We start from the raw sequence: 16,755 nt of genomic DNA, 5'->3' as shown, positions 1-16,755 counted from the left end.
GAATATGTTAACAAATGAATTTATTGCAACTATTGTTTATGCAGTACTGGCCTTAGTTTTAATGTTTTTAGGTTATAAATTTTTTGACTGGATAACTCCATATAATTTCGCAGAAGAAATTAAAGAGAAAAATCCAGCTATAGGTGTAGTAATTGCAGGAATCTTTATAGCAGTGGCTATTATTATAAAAGCGGCAATTATTTAGTAAATGGTTTCTCTGTTTAAAACTATTAGATAAATTAAGGGGGTTTAGGTAAGTGAATCCAATTCTTTCAAGTATAGTTTATTTTGTTATAGGTATGATACTTTGTGCCTTAGGTTATAAAATATTTGATATAATTACTCCATTTGATTTAAATGAAGAAATTGATGACCATAATATAGCTGCTGGTTTAACTGTAGCTGGAATATTTATTGGCGTAGCTATTGTAGTGAGTGCAGTGATTGTATAAAAAATATTTATAGTATATATATTATGTATATCAAGAAAAGAACCTTCAGTGAAGGTTCTTTTCTTGATTACACAATTCAGTATTGATTGTTTTCATACTAGAAGTTAGAACAGACATATTTACTTAATTCATAATACTTCTAAGTTTTTCTTTAAACTCCTCAAAACTATATTTTTGATAATCCTCAATCAGGGTAATAATTTGTTCTAACTGTTCGGCTGAAATTATCCCTTTTTCATGTAATTTTTCATAACGATTGGCAAAGGCCAGGACGGCTTTTAAATCAAAATCCAGCTGGGATTCTATGTTTTCATCATACATTGGGTAGACTCTCCTCCAGGGACAGGTTCTCAGGGTCGATAAAGCGGATATATTCATCTTCAAAATAGAGTTTAATTGAACCGGTTTGACCAGTCCTCTGCTTGGCTACAATTACATCAGTATCGTTGGCTGTTCCTTCTTCTTCAGCCTTTTCACGGGCAGCAGCACTGGTATGGGCATGGCGGTAGAGGAAGATAACCCCATCAGCAACCTCTTCAATATTACCAGAATCTCTTAAATCAGAGAGGACAGGTCTTTTATCTTGTCGGCTGGTAAAACTACGGCTAATCTGGGATATAAGAATAATAGGTACATTTATTTCAGAAGCTAAGTTTCTCAGCTGTAGGACAACCTGACCGACAGCCCGGGCTGTATTATGCAGCTGCTCATCAGGCAGCTGGATCATCTGTAGATAATCAATAACAACCAGACCGAGCTCTCCCATCTGTGATTTAAACTTGCGGAGCCGGGCCCTGATCTGGGCAACATTTAGTCCCCTTTCATCAGAAATAACCAGAGGGAGTTTATGAAGGGTATCAAGTGCCCTGGAAACCCTTTTATCTTCTTCCTCATTTGTTTCTCCCTGATTATATTTCCAGCCGTTAACACCTGATTCCTGGATAATCATGCGGTCGATAATCTCCTGGGCATCCATCTCCAGGCTGATAACTGCCACTGGGACATTCCGTTTAATGATATTTTTGGCTATATTGATAGCAAAGGCGGTTTTACCCATACTGGTAGAAGCAGCCAGTACAGAGAGGTGTCCTTTTTTAAACCCACCGATTAAATTATCTAGTGAGATGAACCCTGTCCGCAGACCGACATCAGCTTTGTTGTGTTTCCGGTCAATATAGGCTTCAAAAGAATCCATTAAGGCCTCTTCCATTAGATAAATATGTTTTTCCGTATCTGTTGATTCATTGGTAGCCTCAAAAATAATATCCTGTGCCCTGGCCTGATAATCTCCGATAGAGAGGTCAGTTTTATCAACTAACTCTTTTAATCTCCTGGCTGCTTTAAGCAGTAATTGTTTTTGATAGTTATTTTTAATAAGGTCAATAGTTGGTAACAATTCATCAAGGGTATTAAAACCAGACGTAAGAAGTTCGATGGTTTCTTCTGGTTTTTTAATAATACCATCTTTCTTTAGTCTTAAAAAGAGTTTTGTTCTGGATATTTGACTGTTTTCCTGAAATTGATTAAGGAGAATTTCATAGATTAACTGGGCCTGTGGATTCAAAAAGTGTTTTAACTCCAGGGTATCAGCTATCTCATCAATCTTTTCAGGGTATTGTAATAAAATGCCCAGCAGTTGAAACTCGTGGTTGTGCTGTTCAAATCCCTTTAGTATATTTTCTTTAGTGGCCATATGAATCCTCCTTTTTTAGTAATAAATCAACTTTCAAACCCCCAGGGAACATCTTCCCAATTATCAGCCATCTTTTTTTCTTCTTTGTTTACTTTATAGTAAGAATCCCTGGAATTTTTCAAATGAGCCCTGGCCTCCTGGGTAGTTTTTATCCCTGCTTCCTTCCAGGGTTTAATAAAATTGTCTTCGATATATTTAAGTGAAGGTTGTCCATCCCGTTTCCTTTTAACAGCCTCTTGAATAGCCAGCTTAATGATTGAACTACTTAAAGGATAGTCATCACTTAACCAGCTTTTAAAGGTTTCCATATGAATGGGTTTAACATTTTGCCATTTTTTAATTCCGAAAGAACTGGCCAGTTCCCTTGTTTCACGATAAAGCTGGTCAAAGTGTTTTAAACGCTGATAAGTAAAGATTTCCTTTCGGTACCAGTCATCAACAATTCCTTTTAAATAGTGAAAAGCCTGACCAGGTGGGTTATCATTTCTTTCTAACCATCTATCTACCCTTCTGATCAGCTCAGCAATCATTTTGTGGTCAAAGCTATCCAGCCATTTACTTAACTGCCCTTTATCCTCCTCTGGGGGAATAAAGCTTAATATTGCCTGATATAGTTCTTCTTCTGATGGTGTTTTTTTATCGATAACAGCTTTTCGTATGTTCTTGTTATTATATAATCCTTCTCTATGATTAGTTATAGGAAGAGAACTATTTCTTAAAATATTTAAATTAAGTTCTATTTTATAGGTGTAGTCCCCCTCCCGTTTAGCGGAGATTCTTATTATACCATGTTCAGCGAGGTGCTTTAAGGCTTTATTTATAGCAGGGATAGAAAGCTCCCTGGGCAAATAACTGGAGATGATAGTTGCATTGGTATAGATACATTGATTATCATCAAGGTGTGTTAGGAGATAAAAGAAGATAGATAGGCTTATTCCAGGGAATCTCTTTAAAAAACCATTATCAATACAGGTATTCCCCAATTCAATTATACTATCATCTTCAGGCGAGGATATGCTGATCCTTTGATGTTGATTAATAAAAAAAGACATAAAAACCCCTCTTTCTCATTATAAATAATTCTCTAAAAGTAGTCAAAACCCTTCTTAATTTGTGTGTTCGAAAAGAATTGTTTTAGGTGATTATACTTCCCAGAACGAAGTTAAGGTGCTACCATTGAGTGAAGGGATGTATAATCACAGGGGTATAAGCAGTGACTTTTCGAACAGACTCTTAATAAATATCTATAGGAATAAAATTATACTTACCTTGACAAAGACAACCTTTATTTGCTAAGATTAAGACGTAGCAGAGAATTAAAATAAATATAATTTGAAAGGGAGATTAGCTTTTGTTAAGTCGTTATAGTTTGCCTGAGATGGAGAAGGTATGGAGTGAAGAGAGCAAATATAAGAAGTGGCTGGCCATAGAACTGGCTGCCTGTAGAGCCTGGGCTAAACTTGGCAGGATCCCTGAAAAAGACATAAAGAAAATAGAGGGTAATATTAGCCTGGACCTTAAGCGGATTAAAGAGATAGAAAAGACTACCAGGCATGATATACTGGCCTTTGTTGAGGGTATAAATGAAACCCTGGGAGAAGAATCCAAATATATACATATGGGTTTGACATCTTCTGATGTAAAGGATACTGCTCTGGCCTTACAGCTCTGTGATGCCCATGATCTTATTTTACGAGACCTTAAAAAGTTAAAAAAGAAACTGGGAGAACAGTCATACCAGCATAAAGATACCATTATGATCGGGAGGACACATGGTGTTCATGGTGAGCCTACAACTTGGGGTTTGAAACTGGCTATCTGGTATACTGAGATAGACAGACATATTAAGAGAATGGAAAGGGTCAAAGAGTTTATTGCTGTAGGTCAGATCTCCGGGGCTATTGGTACTTATGCCAGTGTAAATCCCCGCATAGAGGAGTTGGTCTGTGAGGAATTAGGTTTAGAACCAGCACCTGTCTCAAATCAAATACTACAGCGGGATAGGCATGCTGATTTCCTTAATAATCTAGCCTTGATAGCTGCTTCTTTAGAGAAGTTTGCTACCGAAATTCGTAATCTGCAGAGGACAGACATCCTTGAAGTGGAGGAAGGATTTCGCAAGGGGCAGAAAGGCTCATCGGCTATGCCTCACAAAAAGAACCCGATAATATGTGAGAGAGTCTCAGGACTGGCCAGGGTTGTCAGGGGTAATGTATTACCTGGTTTGGAAAATATTGCACTCTGGCATGAAAGGGATTTGACACATTCCTCAGTCGAAAGGGTTATTATCCCTGATAGTACAATCCTGGTAAACTATATGTTAAATAAATTTATCATGGTATTAGACGAGTTGCTTATTAATAAAGATAGAATGAAGGAAAATATGAATAGAACCCACGGACTTATATTTTCACAGAAACTAATGCTTTCCCTGGTAGATAAAGGCCTTGTCCGGGAAAAAGCCTATGATCTAGCGCAGCGCAATGCCTTAAAAGCCTGGGAGGAAAGAGCTAGTTATCAAGAATTAATTAAAGGTGACCAAGAAGTCAGTAAATACCTGACTGAAGAAGAAATAGATAGAATATTTGATTACAGGTCCTTTCTTAAAGAAGTAGACTATATTTATCAACGGATAGGGCTTGAAGGAAGGGAGGAGGCTTAAACCAGACAGGTTTAAGCTGCTTATTATGGCAAATAAAATTGTAATTGGTACACAATGGGGAGACGAGGGAAAAGGTAAGATTACCGATATGTTAGCCCGGACTGCTGATGTAGTAGTGCGTTTTGGTGGAGGAAATAATGCTGGACACACAGTAATAGTGGGGGATGAGAAATTTGAACTCCACCTGATACCATCTGGTATACTCTACCCTGAAAAGATAAATGTAATTGGTAATGGCGTAGTAATTGACCCTGAGGCACTACTTAAGGAGATGTACGGGTTAATAGAGCGCAAGATCAATCTGGATAATTTTTTTATCAGTGAATCAGCCCATGTAATTATGCCCTATCATCGTCTACTGGACCGTCTTGAAGAAGAACGGAAAGCAGATTCCAAAATAGGTACAACAGGCAAGGGTATTGGCCCAGCCTATACAGATAAGATAGCCCGCCGTGGTATCAGGGTCTGTGATACACTTGACCGGGATGTTTTCTATAAAAAACTGCAGGAGAACCTGGCCTATCAGAACTTAATTATTGAAAAGGTTTATAAATCAAAACCTGTTGATATAGAAGAGATTATGGAAGAATACCTACCATATATAGAAGAAATAAGGCCCTATGTTAAAAATACCTCTTTATTACTGGATAAAATGCGTAAAGAAAATAAAAAAATATTCTTTGAAGGTGCTCAGGGGACTCTTCTTGATGTGGATTACGGGACATATCCCTTTGTTACATCTTCTAATCCAACTGCCGGTGGTGTTTGTAATGGGGCAGGAATAGGCCCAGTCCTGATTGACGATGTTGTTGGTGTTGCTAAAGCATATTTAACCAGGGTAGGGGAGGGCCCTTTCCCTACAGAACTGGAAGATAAAACAGGTGAATGGCTGCGGGAAAAAGGTCATGAATATGGGGTTACTACTGGTAGACCCAGGAGGTGCGGCTGGTTTGATGTCCCGATCTTAAAACATGCTTTCAGGGTTAATGGCTTAACAGAGATTGCCCTTACTAAAGTAGACGTTTTAACAGGACTTGATGAAATCAAGGTCTGTACAGCATATCATTATCAGGGTGAGGTTTTAGATGAATTCCCTGTTCAGTTGGAGAAGTTATCAGCCTGTAAACCGGTTTATGAAAACCTGCCAGGTTGGAAGGAAGATATATCAGCTGTAAGGGATTTCGATAAACTACCTGAGAATGCCCGAAACTATATTAAGAGGATAGAAGAGCTTATTGCTGTCCCTGTTAAGATAATTGGAACCGGGCCGGAGAGGGAAGAGGCTATCTTAAAATGAGGGGTGATAAGATGAGAGTGCTGGTTGTCGGCAGTGGTGGCAGGGAACATGCCCTGGTCTGGAAGCTCTTTCAGAGTGAAAGGGTAGCAAGAATTTATGCCGCACCAGGTAATGATGGTATGCTTCCGCTGGCTGACAGGGTTGATATAGGTAGTGACGATATTACTGGTCTGGCTAACTGGGCAGTTGCTCACCATATTGACCTGACTGTTGTAGGACCAGAAGACCCCCTGGTAGCTGGTATTGTTGATGAATTTAACAAGCGGGGGCTGGCTATTTTCGGCCCCAGTAAAAAGGCAGCAATGGTTGAGGGGAGTAAGGTTTATGCTAAAGAGATACTCAAAAAATATAATATACCGACAGCTGAGTATGAGGTCTTTACTAATCCCCATGAAGCACTACAATACTTCCAGCACTGTGTTTACCCTGTGGTTATCAAGGCTGAAGGTTTAGCCGGGGGTAAGGGTGTTGTTATTGCAACAAATAAATCAGAGGCTGAAAAAGCAGTAGCTAAGATTATGGAAGAACGAATTTTTGGTGATGCAGGTAATAGAATAGTAGTTGAGGATTTTTTAGAGGGGGAAGAGGTATCTATCCTGGTTTTAACTGATGGGAAAAACATTCTACCTCTGTCTCCTGCCCAGGATTATAAAGCAATTTTTGATGGTGATGAAGGCCCCAACACAGGAGGTATGGGGGCTTATAGTCCGACTCCCTTTATAGATGATGTTCTACAGGAGGAAATTTGTCATAAAATTCTCAAACCTACTATAAAGGCTTTTCAGGCTGAAGGGATTAACTACAAAGGAATACTTTATGCGGGCTTAATAATTACTGATATGGGCCCCAAAGTTCTTGATTTTAATACCAGACTTGGTGACCCTGAGACACAGGTGATCTTACCCAGATTAAAAAATGACCTGATAAACCTGATAGAAATGGTAGTCAATGATAATCTGGAAGAGATTAAATTAGAGTGGGATAAAAGGTCTGCTGTTTGTGTAGTTCTTGTCTCTGGTGGTTATCCCATAGATTATAAATCAGGTTATTTGATAGAGGGTTTAAATGAGTTAAATAAATATGACAATGTCCTGGTTTTTCATGCCGGGACAAAAAAAGAGGGCGATGATTTTTATACAGCAGGTGGCCGGGTTCTGGGTATTACAGTACTTGGCAGCGGTCTGATAGATGCTATTGACCAGGTCTATGAATGTATAGATCAGATTTCTTTTGAAGATATGCACTATCGAACAGATATAGCCTATAGAGTCTTTGATGATAGTTATTAATTTAAAAAATGTATTTCTTTTTCACAGCTCAGCCGCCTGGTTGGGCTTTCTTTAATACGCTGTTATTGTCTTTTTCTAGGTAATCATCCCCATATCCCCTGGCGAGAAGATTTAGCAGCATATCAATTTCCTGGCTTTTTTGTAGGACTATTTCATCAAAATGGTTTTTTTCCAGAAAAAGTTCGTTTAATTCTCGGCGTTTTTCCTCAATTAGAGAGAGTAAATTAATAATTTTATAAACACCTCCTATATTACCAAAAACTACTTTTATTTATAATATTATACATAAAACGGGAATTTCCTTCATATTTTAAAAAAATAGGCAAAAAGTCATGTACTATACCTTTAAAAACCATGGATAAAGGGCCGGTTATTGACATATGCTAAAAACAATGCTATAATTATCATGTTTCATTGTTTAAATATAAGTTAGGGGATGATTATAATCAAAATTATATTAACAACAAGTGATAATAATGATTTAAATGCAAAGGTGGACAAACAGTTTGGAAGGGCTCCATTTTTTGCTCTGCTGGAAACAGATAATTTAGAGATAAGTTTTTTGGATAATTCTGCTGCAAATGCTTCCAGTGGTGCCGGGGTAATGGCTGCCCAGCAGGTAGTTGATGAAGACCCGGCAGCTGTTATAGCCGGTAATTTTGGTCCCAAGGCTTTTAGTGTTTTAAAAGCTGCCGGTATTAAGATGTATTCATATAGCGGTGATACAGTTAGAGATGCTGTTAAATTGTACCAGGATGATTCACTTAAGGAATTACTTGACCCAACTAACGGGGCCCATGCAGGGTTAAAGTAGGTTATCAATTATGAAAATAACAGTACTAAGCGGCAAAGGAGGGACGGGTAAGACTACTATTGCTACTAATCTTGCCCTGTCACTGTCAAATGTACAATTGCTGGATGCGGATGTAGAGGAACCTGATTCCTATTTATTTATTAAACCAGATTTTGCTGATGAATACCAGGCTGTTAATAGATATGTCCCCCAAATTGACCATGATAAATGTGATTCCTGTCGTAAATGTGTGGATTTCTGTCAGTATAATGCCCTGGCTATCATCTTAGAGAAAGTAATGGTTTTTCCAGAGATCTGTCACAGCTGTGGAGGTTGTAAGATAGTCTGTCCCCGGGATGCTATAAGTGAAGAAAAAAGAGAGATCGGCAATATAAAATGGGATCACTCTGATCGAGAACTTGATTTCTGGCAGGGTGAATTAAATATTGGTGAAGAGACTGCTGTACCGGTAATTGAAGAATTAAAAGGATTTATGGATGAAGAAAAGGATGTTATTATTGATGCTCAACCAGGTACCACCTGTCCTACAGTTGAAGCAGCCTTAGATAGTGATTATTGTATTCTTGTTACTGAACCGACTCCATTTGGCTTAAATGACCTGCAGATGGCTGTTGATATGTTAAAGGAATTAAAAAAACCATATGGGGTGATAATCAATCGCTCAGAGGAAGACTATGATTATCTGATAGAGGATTATTGTCGTCAAGAGGGTATTGAAATTTTATTAAAAATCCCCTATGACCGTCAGATAGCTGAGTTGTATTCTGAAGGTATACCCTTTGTACAGGAACTGCCTGAATGGAAAGAGGAGTTTAGCAAAATTTATCAACATATTAAGGGGGTAGTCAAATGACAATCAAAAAACTGACAGTAATTAGTGGTAAGGGAGGTACTGGTAAGACAACAGTAATCTCCAACCTTGCTGCTCTGGCAGATAATGTTGTTTTAGGAGATTGTGATGTAGATGCCCCTAACATGCATTTATTACTAAAACCGACTGTAGAGAAAAAGACAGTCTTTAAAAGTGCTAAACTGGCTGTAAAAAATGAGGACAGCTGTAATAACTGTGGACTTTGTAGAGAGTTTTGCCGTTTTAAGGCTATCAATGAAGATTTAAGCATTAACCCGCTGAAGTGTGACGGATGTGGTGTATGTGCAGTTGTCTGTCCATCTAATGTAATTCACCTGGAGGAACAGATAACAGGTCATATCTATCATTCCAATTCCAGGTTTGGACCAATGATCCATGCAAAATTGAAGGCCGGGGCAGATAACTCTGGTAAATTAGTAAGTGAGGTAAAAAAAGAGGCAGCTAAAACTGCTATCGAACAAAATAAAAAACTCATTTTAATTGATGGTTCACCAGGGATAGGCTGTCCTGTTATTGCCTCACTTAATGGTGTTGATATGGCTTTAGTTGTTACAGAGCCTACTCAGTCAGGCCTGGCTGATCTGGTAAGGGTCTTAGGACTCAGTAAACACTTTAATATTCAAGTATTTATTGTTATTAATAAATATGATCTTAATGAAAAGATGACAGCCGAGATTAATAAATATTGTCAGGAAAAAGGAATTTCAGTTATTGGCAAGATACCATTCTCTCGCGAGATTAATGAGGCGATGCATCTGGGCAAGTTGATTGTTAATTACAAACCAGCAGCTAAACCTGCTGTGGCTATTAGAGATATGTGGCAGAAGGTTAAAGAGATAAACCAGTTATAAGATTAATTGACATATGCTTATAACTGTGTTAGAATAGAAAAAACTATCTAATTATAGGAGTGATTTAAAGATGGAAAAGATAGCTGTCCCTACTGAAGGGGATATGTTTGCTCAGCATTTTGGGCATTGCCCACAATTTACCATTGTTGCAGTAGATGAAAATAAAGTGCTTAATAAAGAAGTTATTGATAATCCCGGTCATCAACCTGGTTTTTTGCCTAAATTCTTAAGGGATCATGGTGTAGATGTTATTATCGCCGGGGGAATGGGCAGGAAAGCAGTTGATTTGTTTAATCAATTTGATATTGAGGTTGTAACAGGTGCCAGTGGTTCGGTCATGGATGGTATCAGGCTTTATCTTGAAGGGAGTCTAGAGACAGAAGAGGATATTTGTGAACACTAAATAATAGTATTAAAATAGAATACTTTTATTATTTTCCCATCTTAATTATTAAGGATGGGATTTTTATTATTAAAACACCACATTTTGTAGGATTGTAGATAACTTTCAACATCGACAAATATATTTACTTCCCTTGTCGTGCACTACGGCGTCCTGCCTCCGCTTACTGTCGAGAAATTGTCTTTCGGCGTCCATGCCTCCAGACAATTTCTAGAGTCGTTCAGTAAATATATTTGTCTGGATTATAACCTTTAGGTTAAATTATTGTTTGATTAAGCAAAGAAAAATGATATAATTAACTTGAGTAAATTACTAATAATTAACTTTCACAATGAATATTTTTATATATGGGGAGGGGTTTTATGTTTGGAGAGATTAAGGCAGACATAAAGGCTGTTTTTGAAAGGGACCCTGCTGCTAATAACATTATAGAGGTGCTATTAGCTTATTCAGGGCTCCACGCCATTATTATTCATCGCTTAGCACATAGCTTATATAAGATCGGGCTGCGGACATTACCCCGGATAATATCACAGGTGGCCAGGTTTTTTACCGGTATAGAGATACATCCTGGAGCAGTGATCGGTAAGGGTTTTTTTATTGACCATGGGATGGGTGTTGTGATTGGTGAAACCACAGAGATTGGAGAAAATGTTACCCTATTTCAGGGGGTAACCCTGGGAGGAACTGGTAAAGAAAAAGGAAAGAGGCACCCGACAATAGGTGACAATGTCCTGATTGGGGCAGGTGCTAAGGTCCTTGGTTCAATAACCATTGCCAGGGACTCCATGATTGGGGCAGGTTCTGTTGTCTTACATGATGTCCCGGCAAATAGTACTGTTGTGGGTGTACCTGGTAGAGTGACCAGGAGGGCGGGGAAGAAAATTCATCCTGAAATGGAGCTTAACCATAGAGAATTACCGGATATAATCGGGGAAGCACTCCGTTCTTTTGAGGAAAGGCTTGTTAAATTAGAAAAAGACAAAAAACAGACCAGAACACCTGGCTAAAGGTGGACTGGTCTTTGATTTTATAGTAATAAATCAGGTTTTAATTAAACAGCCCGGTACTGAGGTAACGTTCACCAGTATCAGGTGCTAGTGCCAGGATTGTTTTATTACTATCTACCTCAGCTGCTATCTGTAGGGCCGCAGCAGCAGAAGCTCCTGAGGATATACCCAGTAAAAGCCCTTCTTTACTGGCCAGTAGTTGTGCTGTTTCAATTGCTTTATCATCAGAAATTTTTATCACCCTGTCGATAATGTTTTTATTTAAAACAGCAGGAATAAAGCCTGCACCAATACCCTGAATCTTGTGAGAACCAGCACTTTCACCGGAGAGAACTGCTGAAGTAGCTGGTTCAACAGCAATGGCTTTAATTTCTGGTATTTCATTTTTTAAAACCTCAGCAGTGCCAGTCAGAGTTCCACCTGTACCGACACCTGCAATAAAATAGTCTATCTTTCCACCAGTATCTCTCAGGATCTCGCGGGCAGTTGTCTGGCGGTGGATTTCAGGATTGGCCGGGTTTTCAAATTGACCTGGCATGAAATAATCACTATTTTTAGCAACTAATTCTCTGGCTTTATCAATAGCCCCCTTCATGCCCTTTTCACCAGGGGTAAGTACTAATTTTGCCCCATAGGCTTTAAGCAAATTGCGCCGCTCTATACTCATTGAATCAGGCATAGTCAGAATTACCTGATACCCCTTAACAGCACCAATCAGAGCCAGGCCAATACCAGTATTACCACTGGTTGGTTCAATGATAGTTCCACCCTTTTTTAGTCTTCCCTCTTCCTCTGCAGTTTTAATCATATTATAGCAGATTCTATCCTTAATACTCCCTCCAGGGTTATTCCTTTCTAATTTCAATAAGACTGTTGCTGAACTATCACCGGTTACTTTGTTTAGCTTGATAATCGGTGTATCACCAATAAGTTCTACAGCATTATTGTAAATCCTCATATTTAGTATACCTCCCTTTTGATAGCCCCGTGTAAATGAAACAAAATAAAACCTAGTAAACTGATAAGTTTTCAGGACTTTAATTGATTATACTAGAAAAAGTGTATAATTGTCAAATAAAAAACCATTTTTTAGAGGAATTTAAGATTTTAGCGTGAATTATTATATTAAGATCTTTATATAGGTATTTTAAACAACTATTTATTATATTCTATTAAATATCAGAGACTTTAATTATTAAAGGAGTGGTTCTATGTTTAAATCATTACAATTAAAATGGAAAATTAGTTTGATAATTACTTTTATTGCAGTAATAGTTATGGTGGTTGTTTCTTATCTTACATATCACAATACCAGTGATATGTTGTTAGAACAGATTGATGGTAAGATTGGTATTATACAGCAGTCTCAGAAAAATACAATTGCAGAGATCTTCTCCCAATCAGAGAAACAGGTTGCCCAGTTTGCTGCTGACCGGGATGTAGTAAACTATCTGTATATGTTACACTTAACTTTAGAGGGTGATTTTAAGTCTGATAGATTGCTCAAGTCATTTAGTTATAATGTAAGGAATGATTCTGCTGATTTAAGAAAGAGTATCGACAGCTCAATTACTGAGATTGCTTTTTCCTATATTACCAGCCCTGATGGGATTGTACTGGCTGATTCACGGATGGAAGAAGACGACGAGATGACTGATTTTATACAGGTACTGATGCCAGAAGATGAATATAAAAACACCTCTTCTGAAAGAATAATGAGCAGTGATGGGGGAAATTACTTACTATTTAATTCCCCTATTTACAGGAATAATGAGGATTTAATGGGCTATTATGTAATGGCAGTACCCCTTAGTGTCTTAAATAAAACCTTAAGTCAGTCATATATGGCAGATGCTAATATTCAGTTGATTAATAAAGAGGGAATTGTTTTAAATCATACTGATACTAAATTAATAGGGAGAGAATGTAATGACCCCTGGTATTTTTCGCAGATAAAAGAGGGAGTTAATTCTGTAGAGGAAAAAACAGACAGGCAGTATAAGATAATTCAGCGGCTGGCCGAAGATAGGAATCTGTATTTGGCAATTGATGTTCCTATCAAAGTAATAAATGAGCCGGTTAATAAGGTCAGAAACAGCATTTTAATGGTAGCAGTAATTGGTGTTATCTTAATTTTTGTAACAGGTTATTTTCTGATAGGCTGGCAGCTTAATCCCCTTAAAGACCTCTTAAAGGCCTTTGATTTACTTGGTAAAGGGGTTATAAAAGAAGAGGTTTTACTTAAAGATAAAGATACTGAACGTAAGGATGAAATAGGGATTTTAAGTAAAGCCTTTAACAGTATGGTTCTACAACTGAGAGAAGTGATTAATAATATTATTGGGGCTGCTGGTAATGTTGCAGACTCCTCACAACAATTAAAGGTTATCAGTGATGAAGTAGAGTCTAGCTCTGAACAGGTTGCTGAGGCTATTCAGGAGGTAGCAAGCGGGGCTGATAATCAATCAGAGAATATCGATAATATTAATTTTAAGATGAAAAATCTGGCTGAGGGTATAGATACCATGGATAGGTCTAACCAGGATGTTGAAACTCTGGCTGTAGAGGTAAACCAGGCCACCGAAAAAGGTCAGAATGAGATTGAGAAGGTAAGTCAGCAGATGAACAATATACGGCTTTCCATCAATGAAATAGCTAGTGGTATAAATAACCTTGAGAATATCTCCAATGAGATTGATGGTATTTTAGAGATAATTAATAGTATTGCCAATCAAACAAATCTTCTGGCCTTAAATGCAGCTATTGAGGCTGCACGGGCAGGTGAAGCAGGTAGAGGTTTTACTGTTGTTGCTGATGAGATACGTGATCTGGCTGAAGAATCTGCCAGTTCTGCCGGTAAAATAAGGGATTTGATTGAAGATATCAAATCCGAGACAAAGGATGCTACCAGCAAGATGGGAGAAGGTTCCCGTCAGATAGAGACAGGTGAAAAGACCGTTGAATCAGCCAGAGGGGCCTTTGATGATATCAAAGCCAGTATTGAAAAAGTAAACAGAGGTATTGAGAAAGCCAGTCAGGCTGTTAAGAGTGTTAGCGGTGAAAGCAGGGAAATAACTGAAGGCCTTGATAACATAGCCAGCATCTCTGAAGAAACCTCAGCCAGCAGTGAAGAGGTGGCCGCTTCCAGTCAGGAACAGATCTCCTATATTGAAGAGATGAGTTCCCTGGCCGATTCTTTTGCTGCCATGGCTGATGAACTAAATGAGCTTATTAAGAGATTTGAGTTATAATCTTTTAGGATAAATTGAAATTGCTTAAGGGCCGGGGGTTATTATTCCTCGGTCTTTTTTTATTTTATTCTCAGGAATTGTCAATTAGGGTAGTTTGTATTATAATAGGATTAAATCAAAATTATCGAAAATTGACGAATATTATAATAATTTCCCATATATTAGGAGAGGAGGGTTTAAGATTGAAGTATTCTATAGCCTTTATTTCCCCTTATAAGAAACTGGCTGATCTTTTTGCAGAGTTGGCTAATGAAGTAGGCAAAAAAATAGAGATAGAGATAGGAGACCTGGAGATAGGGGCCAGGAAGGCCCTTGAGTTAGAAGCAAAGGGCTGTGATGTAGTTATTAGCCGTGGTGGTACTTCGATTGCTATCAAAAAGGAGGTAACAGACCTGCCGGTTGTTGATGTTCCGGTAAGTGGTTTTGACCTGATTCGGGTATTGTACTATGTCAGGAGAGAGGCTGATAAGATAGCTCTGGTGGGTTTTGAACCCTTTACACATGGTATAGAAGGACTGGGAGAGATAATGGGGATAAACCTGAAGGTCTTTACCCTGAAAGAGGAATGGTATGAAGATACTGCTAAGATAAAAAGTGTATTGCAGGGAGTTAAGGCAGAGGGGTATAATTTTGTTGTTGGTGATAATATTTCGGTAAGAATGGCCAAGGAATTAGGCTTAGAAACACATCTAATAAAATCCGGTAAAGAGAGTCTGCACCGGGCCCTGATTGAGGCTGAAAATATAGCCAGGACAAGGCGTAGAGAGATGGAAAAAACAAACAGGATAAAGAGTATCATTGATTCGGCTCATGAAGGTATTATTAGCATTAATAAAGACGGTAGGATAGATATTTTTAATCCTCGTGCTGAAATCCTTTTTAACAAAAAGGCGGATAAAGTAATTGGTCGGGAGATTAATGATGTTTTACCTGAACTTAAGCTGACAAAAATGATTAAGATGGTCGATAAGCCCAGGGAAGAGATATGGACTGTAGGAAAAAAGAAAATTGCAGCTAATGTAACACCGATTAGAGTAGCAGAAGAACACATTGGTGTAGTAGCCACCTGTCAGGAAGTTTCTGGTGTTCAGAAGATGGAGCAGAAGATTAGGAAGGAGCTCTATCTGAAAGGATATGTTGCTGAAAATACCTTTGATAATATAATTGGTCAAACTGAAACCATTAAAGAAACTATTATTGAGGCCCAGGACTATGCCCGGATAGATTCACCTTTATTAATATTTGGGGAGACTGGAACAGGGAAAGAGCTTTTTGCCCAGGCAGTTCATAATGCCAGTTTCCGTCATAATAAACCCTTTGTAGCCTTTAATTGTGCAGCTATTCCCGAAAATCTATTAGAGAGTGAGTTGTTTGGTTATGTGGCAGGGGCATTTACCGGTGCTGCGAAAGGAAAAGCAGGCCTTTTTGAACAGGCCCATGAAGGAACTATCTTTTTGGATGAGATCGGGGAGATATCCCTGGATATTCAGGTCAGACTACTAAGGGTACTGCAGGAAAGAAAAGTAAGGCGTATTGGGGATGATAAGATAACACCAGTTGATGTACGAATTATTGTGGCTACTAATAAAGACCTTTATCAGTTAGTAGAGAAAGGGGATTTTAGAAAAGACCTCTTTTACCGGATTAATGTCCTGAATCTAAACATTCCACCTTTAAGACAGAGGAGAAATGATATTCCCCTCTTGGTAGATTATTTTATTGCCGAGTTTAATTCCAGGCTCAAAAGGGTAATAAAAAATCCGGGTCCGGAGATTATGAAAATACTCAGTAATTATGATTGGCCGGGCAATGTGCGTCAACTGGAAAATGCTGTAGAACGTTTGGTTGTCAGGGCAAAAGGGAAAGAGATTCCCCGAAGATTAGTAAAGGAGACGATTAGTTCTCTGGAGGGATCTCCTACGAAGGGTATCAAAGCAGATGGGAAGTTAAATGGTAAAAATAAAATATCTCTCTCTTTAGGTAAGCCCTTGTCAGAGATGGAAAAAGAGATTATAGACCAGGTTGTCAGGGCAGAGGGTGGTAATAAATCAGCAGCTGCTAAAAGATTAGGTATCGGCAGGACTACCCTGTGGCGTAAATTAGATGGTTAAAAGGTAATAGCTGTTTCAAAATAGAATAGTGTTTCAAATAAAAACAACTAT

17 protein-coding genes are annotated in these 16,755 nt (G+C 38.3%); 12 read left to right on the top strand and 5 right to left on the bottom strand.

The window, feature by feature from the left end:
- Positions 1 to 4: 4 nt before the first annotated feature.
- Positions 5 to 205, top strand: a complete 201-nt coding sequence (locus tag GM661_RS18535) for a DUF350 domain-containing protein (RefSeq protein ID WP_164522085.1) — start codon at positions 5 to 7, stop codon at positions 203 to 205.
- A 52-nt stretch (positions 206 to 257) separates the two neighbouring features.
- The gene (locus GM661_RS18530; RefSeq protein ID WP_125986974.1) at positions 258 to 452 is read left to right on the top strand and encodes a DUF350 domain-containing protein; all 195 of its coding nucleotides are present in this window, start codon (positions 258 to 260) and stop codon (positions 450 to 452) included.
- Between the two features lie 123 nt (positions 453 to 575).
- Here the strand turns inward: GM661_RS18530 and GM661_RS18525 are convergent, their stop codons facing one another.
- The 3 genes from GM661_RS18525 to GM661_RS18515 are packed head-to-tail and all read right to left on the bottom strand — an operon-like array spanning position 576 to position 3,197.
- Positions 576 to 773: a hypothetical protein gene (locus GM661_RS18525; RefSeq protein WP_230868135.1), complete on the bottom strand. Its 198-nt coding sequence runs from the start codon at positions 771 to 773 to the stop codon at positions 576 to 578.
- Positions 766 to 2,145: a replicative DNA helicase gene (locus GM661_RS18520; RefSeq protein WP_125986970.1), complete on the bottom strand. Its 1,380-nt coding sequence runs from the start codon at positions 2,143 to 2,145 to the stop codon at positions 766 to 768. The genes GM661_RS18525 and GM661_RS18520 overlap by 8 nt, the downstream gene beginning before the upstream one ends.
- 26 nt (positions 2,146 to 2,171) lie before the next feature.
- On the bottom strand, positions 2,172 to 3,197 hold the full coding sequence (locus GM661_RS18515) for a DnaD domain-containing protein (protein WP_230868134.1): 1,026 nt from the start codon (positions 3,195 to 3,197) through the stop codon (positions 2,172 to 2,174).
- A gap of 299 nt (positions 3,198 to 3,496) precedes the next feature.
- Between GM661_RS18515 and purB the strand changes: the two genes are divergently transcribed.
- Genes purB through purD form a run of 3 tightly spaced genes read left to right on the top strand, consistent with a single transcriptional unit; the run spans position 3,497 to position 7,393 of the window.
- Positions 3,497 to 4,807: an adenylosuccinate lyase gene (gene purB, locus GM661_RS18510; RefSeq protein WP_230868133.1), complete on the top strand. Its 1,311-nt coding sequence runs from the start codon at positions 3,497 to 3,499 to the stop codon at positions 4,805 to 4,807.
- 25 nt (positions 4,808 to 4,832) lie between these two features.
- Entirely contained in the window at positions 4,833 to 6,104 is a 1,272-nt protein-coding gene (locus tag GM661_RS18505) for an adenylosuccinate synthase (protein WP_230868132.1), read from the top strand.
- An 11-nt stretch (positions 6,105 to 6,115) separates the two neighbouring features.
- Positions 6,116 to 7,393 carry a phosphoribosylamine--glycine ligase gene (gene purD, locus GM661_RS18500; protein ID WP_125991857.1) on the top strand — a complete coding sequence of 426 codons (1,278 nt, stop codon included), beginning with the start codon at positions 6,116 to 6,118 and terminating at the stop codon, positions 7,391 to 7,393.
- A gap of 28 nt (positions 7,394 to 7,421) precedes the next feature.
- Here purD and GM661_RS19265 read toward each other — a convergent pair whose 3' ends face one another.
- On the bottom strand, positions 7,422 to 7,604 hold the full coding sequence (locus GM661_RS19265) for a Spo0E family sporulation regulatory protein-aspartic acid phosphatase (protein WP_407929686.1): 183 nt from the start codon (positions 7,602 to 7,604) through the stop codon (positions 7,422 to 7,424).
- 225 nt (positions 7,605 to 7,829) lie between these two features.
- Between GM661_RS19265 and GM661_RS18495 the strand changes: the two genes are divergently transcribed.
- The 5 genes from GM661_RS18495 to cysE all read left to right on the top strand — a co-directional run bounded on the left by GM661_RS18495 (position 7,830) and on the right by cysE (position 11,342).
- Positions 7,830 to 8,207, top strand: coding sequence for a NifB/NifX family molybdenum-iron cluster-binding protein (locus tag GM661_RS18495; protein WP_230868130.1), 378 nt, complete (start codon positions 7,830 to 7,832; stop codon positions 8,205 to 8,207).
- A 10-nt stretch (positions 8,208 to 8,217) separates the two neighbouring features.
- Complete coding sequence (locus tag GM661_RS18490; RefSeq protein ID WP_230868129.1) at positions 8,218 to 9,060, top strand: ATP-binding protein; 843 nt, start codon at positions 8,218 to 8,220, stop codon at positions 9,058 to 9,060.
- Positions 9,057 to 9,929: an ATP-binding protein gene (locus GM661_RS18485; RefSeq protein WP_230868128.1), complete on the top strand. Its 873-nt coding sequence runs from the start codon at positions 9,057 to 9,059 to the stop codon at positions 9,927 to 9,929. The genes GM661_RS18490 and GM661_RS18485 overlap by 4 nt, the downstream gene beginning before the upstream one ends.
- Positions 9,930 to 9,999: 70 nt before the next feature.
- On the top strand, positions 10,000 to 10,332 hold the full coding sequence (locus GM661_RS18480; RefSeq protein WP_125986957.1) for a NifB/NifX family molybdenum-iron cluster-binding protein: 333 nt from the start codon (positions 10,000 to 10,002) through the stop codon (positions 10,330 to 10,332).
- Between the two features lie 362 nt (positions 10,333 to 10,694).
- Positions 10,695 to 11,342 carry a serine O-acetyltransferase gene (gene cysE / locus GM661_RS18475; RefSeq protein ID WP_230868127.1) on the top strand — a complete coding sequence of 216 codons (648 nt, stop codon included), beginning with the start codon at positions 10,695 to 10,697 and terminating at the stop codon, positions 11,340 to 11,342.
- Positions 11,343 to 11,382: 40 nt separating this feature from the next.
- Here cysE and cysK read toward each other — a convergent pair whose 3' ends face one another.
- A complete protein-coding gene (cysK, locus tag GM661_RS18470; RefSeq protein ID WP_230868126.1) occupies positions 11,383 to 12,300 on the bottom strand; it encodes a cysteine synthase A in 918 nt (305 codons plus the stop codon).
- A 253-nt stretch (positions 12,301 to 12,553) separates the two neighbouring features.
- On the opposite strand from cysK, the gene GM661_RS18465 reads away from it, so the two are divergent.
- A complete protein-coding gene (locus GM661_RS18465) occupies positions 12,554 to 14,593 on the top strand; it encodes a methyl-accepting chemotaxis protein (RefSeq protein ID WP_230868125.1) in 2,040 nt (679 codons plus the stop codon).
- Positions 14,594 to 14,775: 182 nt separating this feature from the next.
- On the top strand, positions 14,776 to 16,704 hold the full coding sequence (locus tag GM661_RS18460) for a sigma 54-interacting transcriptional regulator (RefSeq protein WP_230868124.1): 1,929 nt from the start codon (positions 14,776 to 14,778) through the stop codon (positions 16,702 to 16,704).
- Positions 16,705 to 16,755 lie beyond the last annotated feature (51 nt).

It is taken from the genome of Iocasia fonsfrigidae (genome assembly GCF_017751145.1).
GTDB lineage: Bacteria > Bacillota > Halanaerobiia > Halanaerobiales > DTU029 > Iocasia > Iocasia fonsfrigidae.
This window is presented reverse-complemented; position numbering and strand designations above follow the sequence as displayed.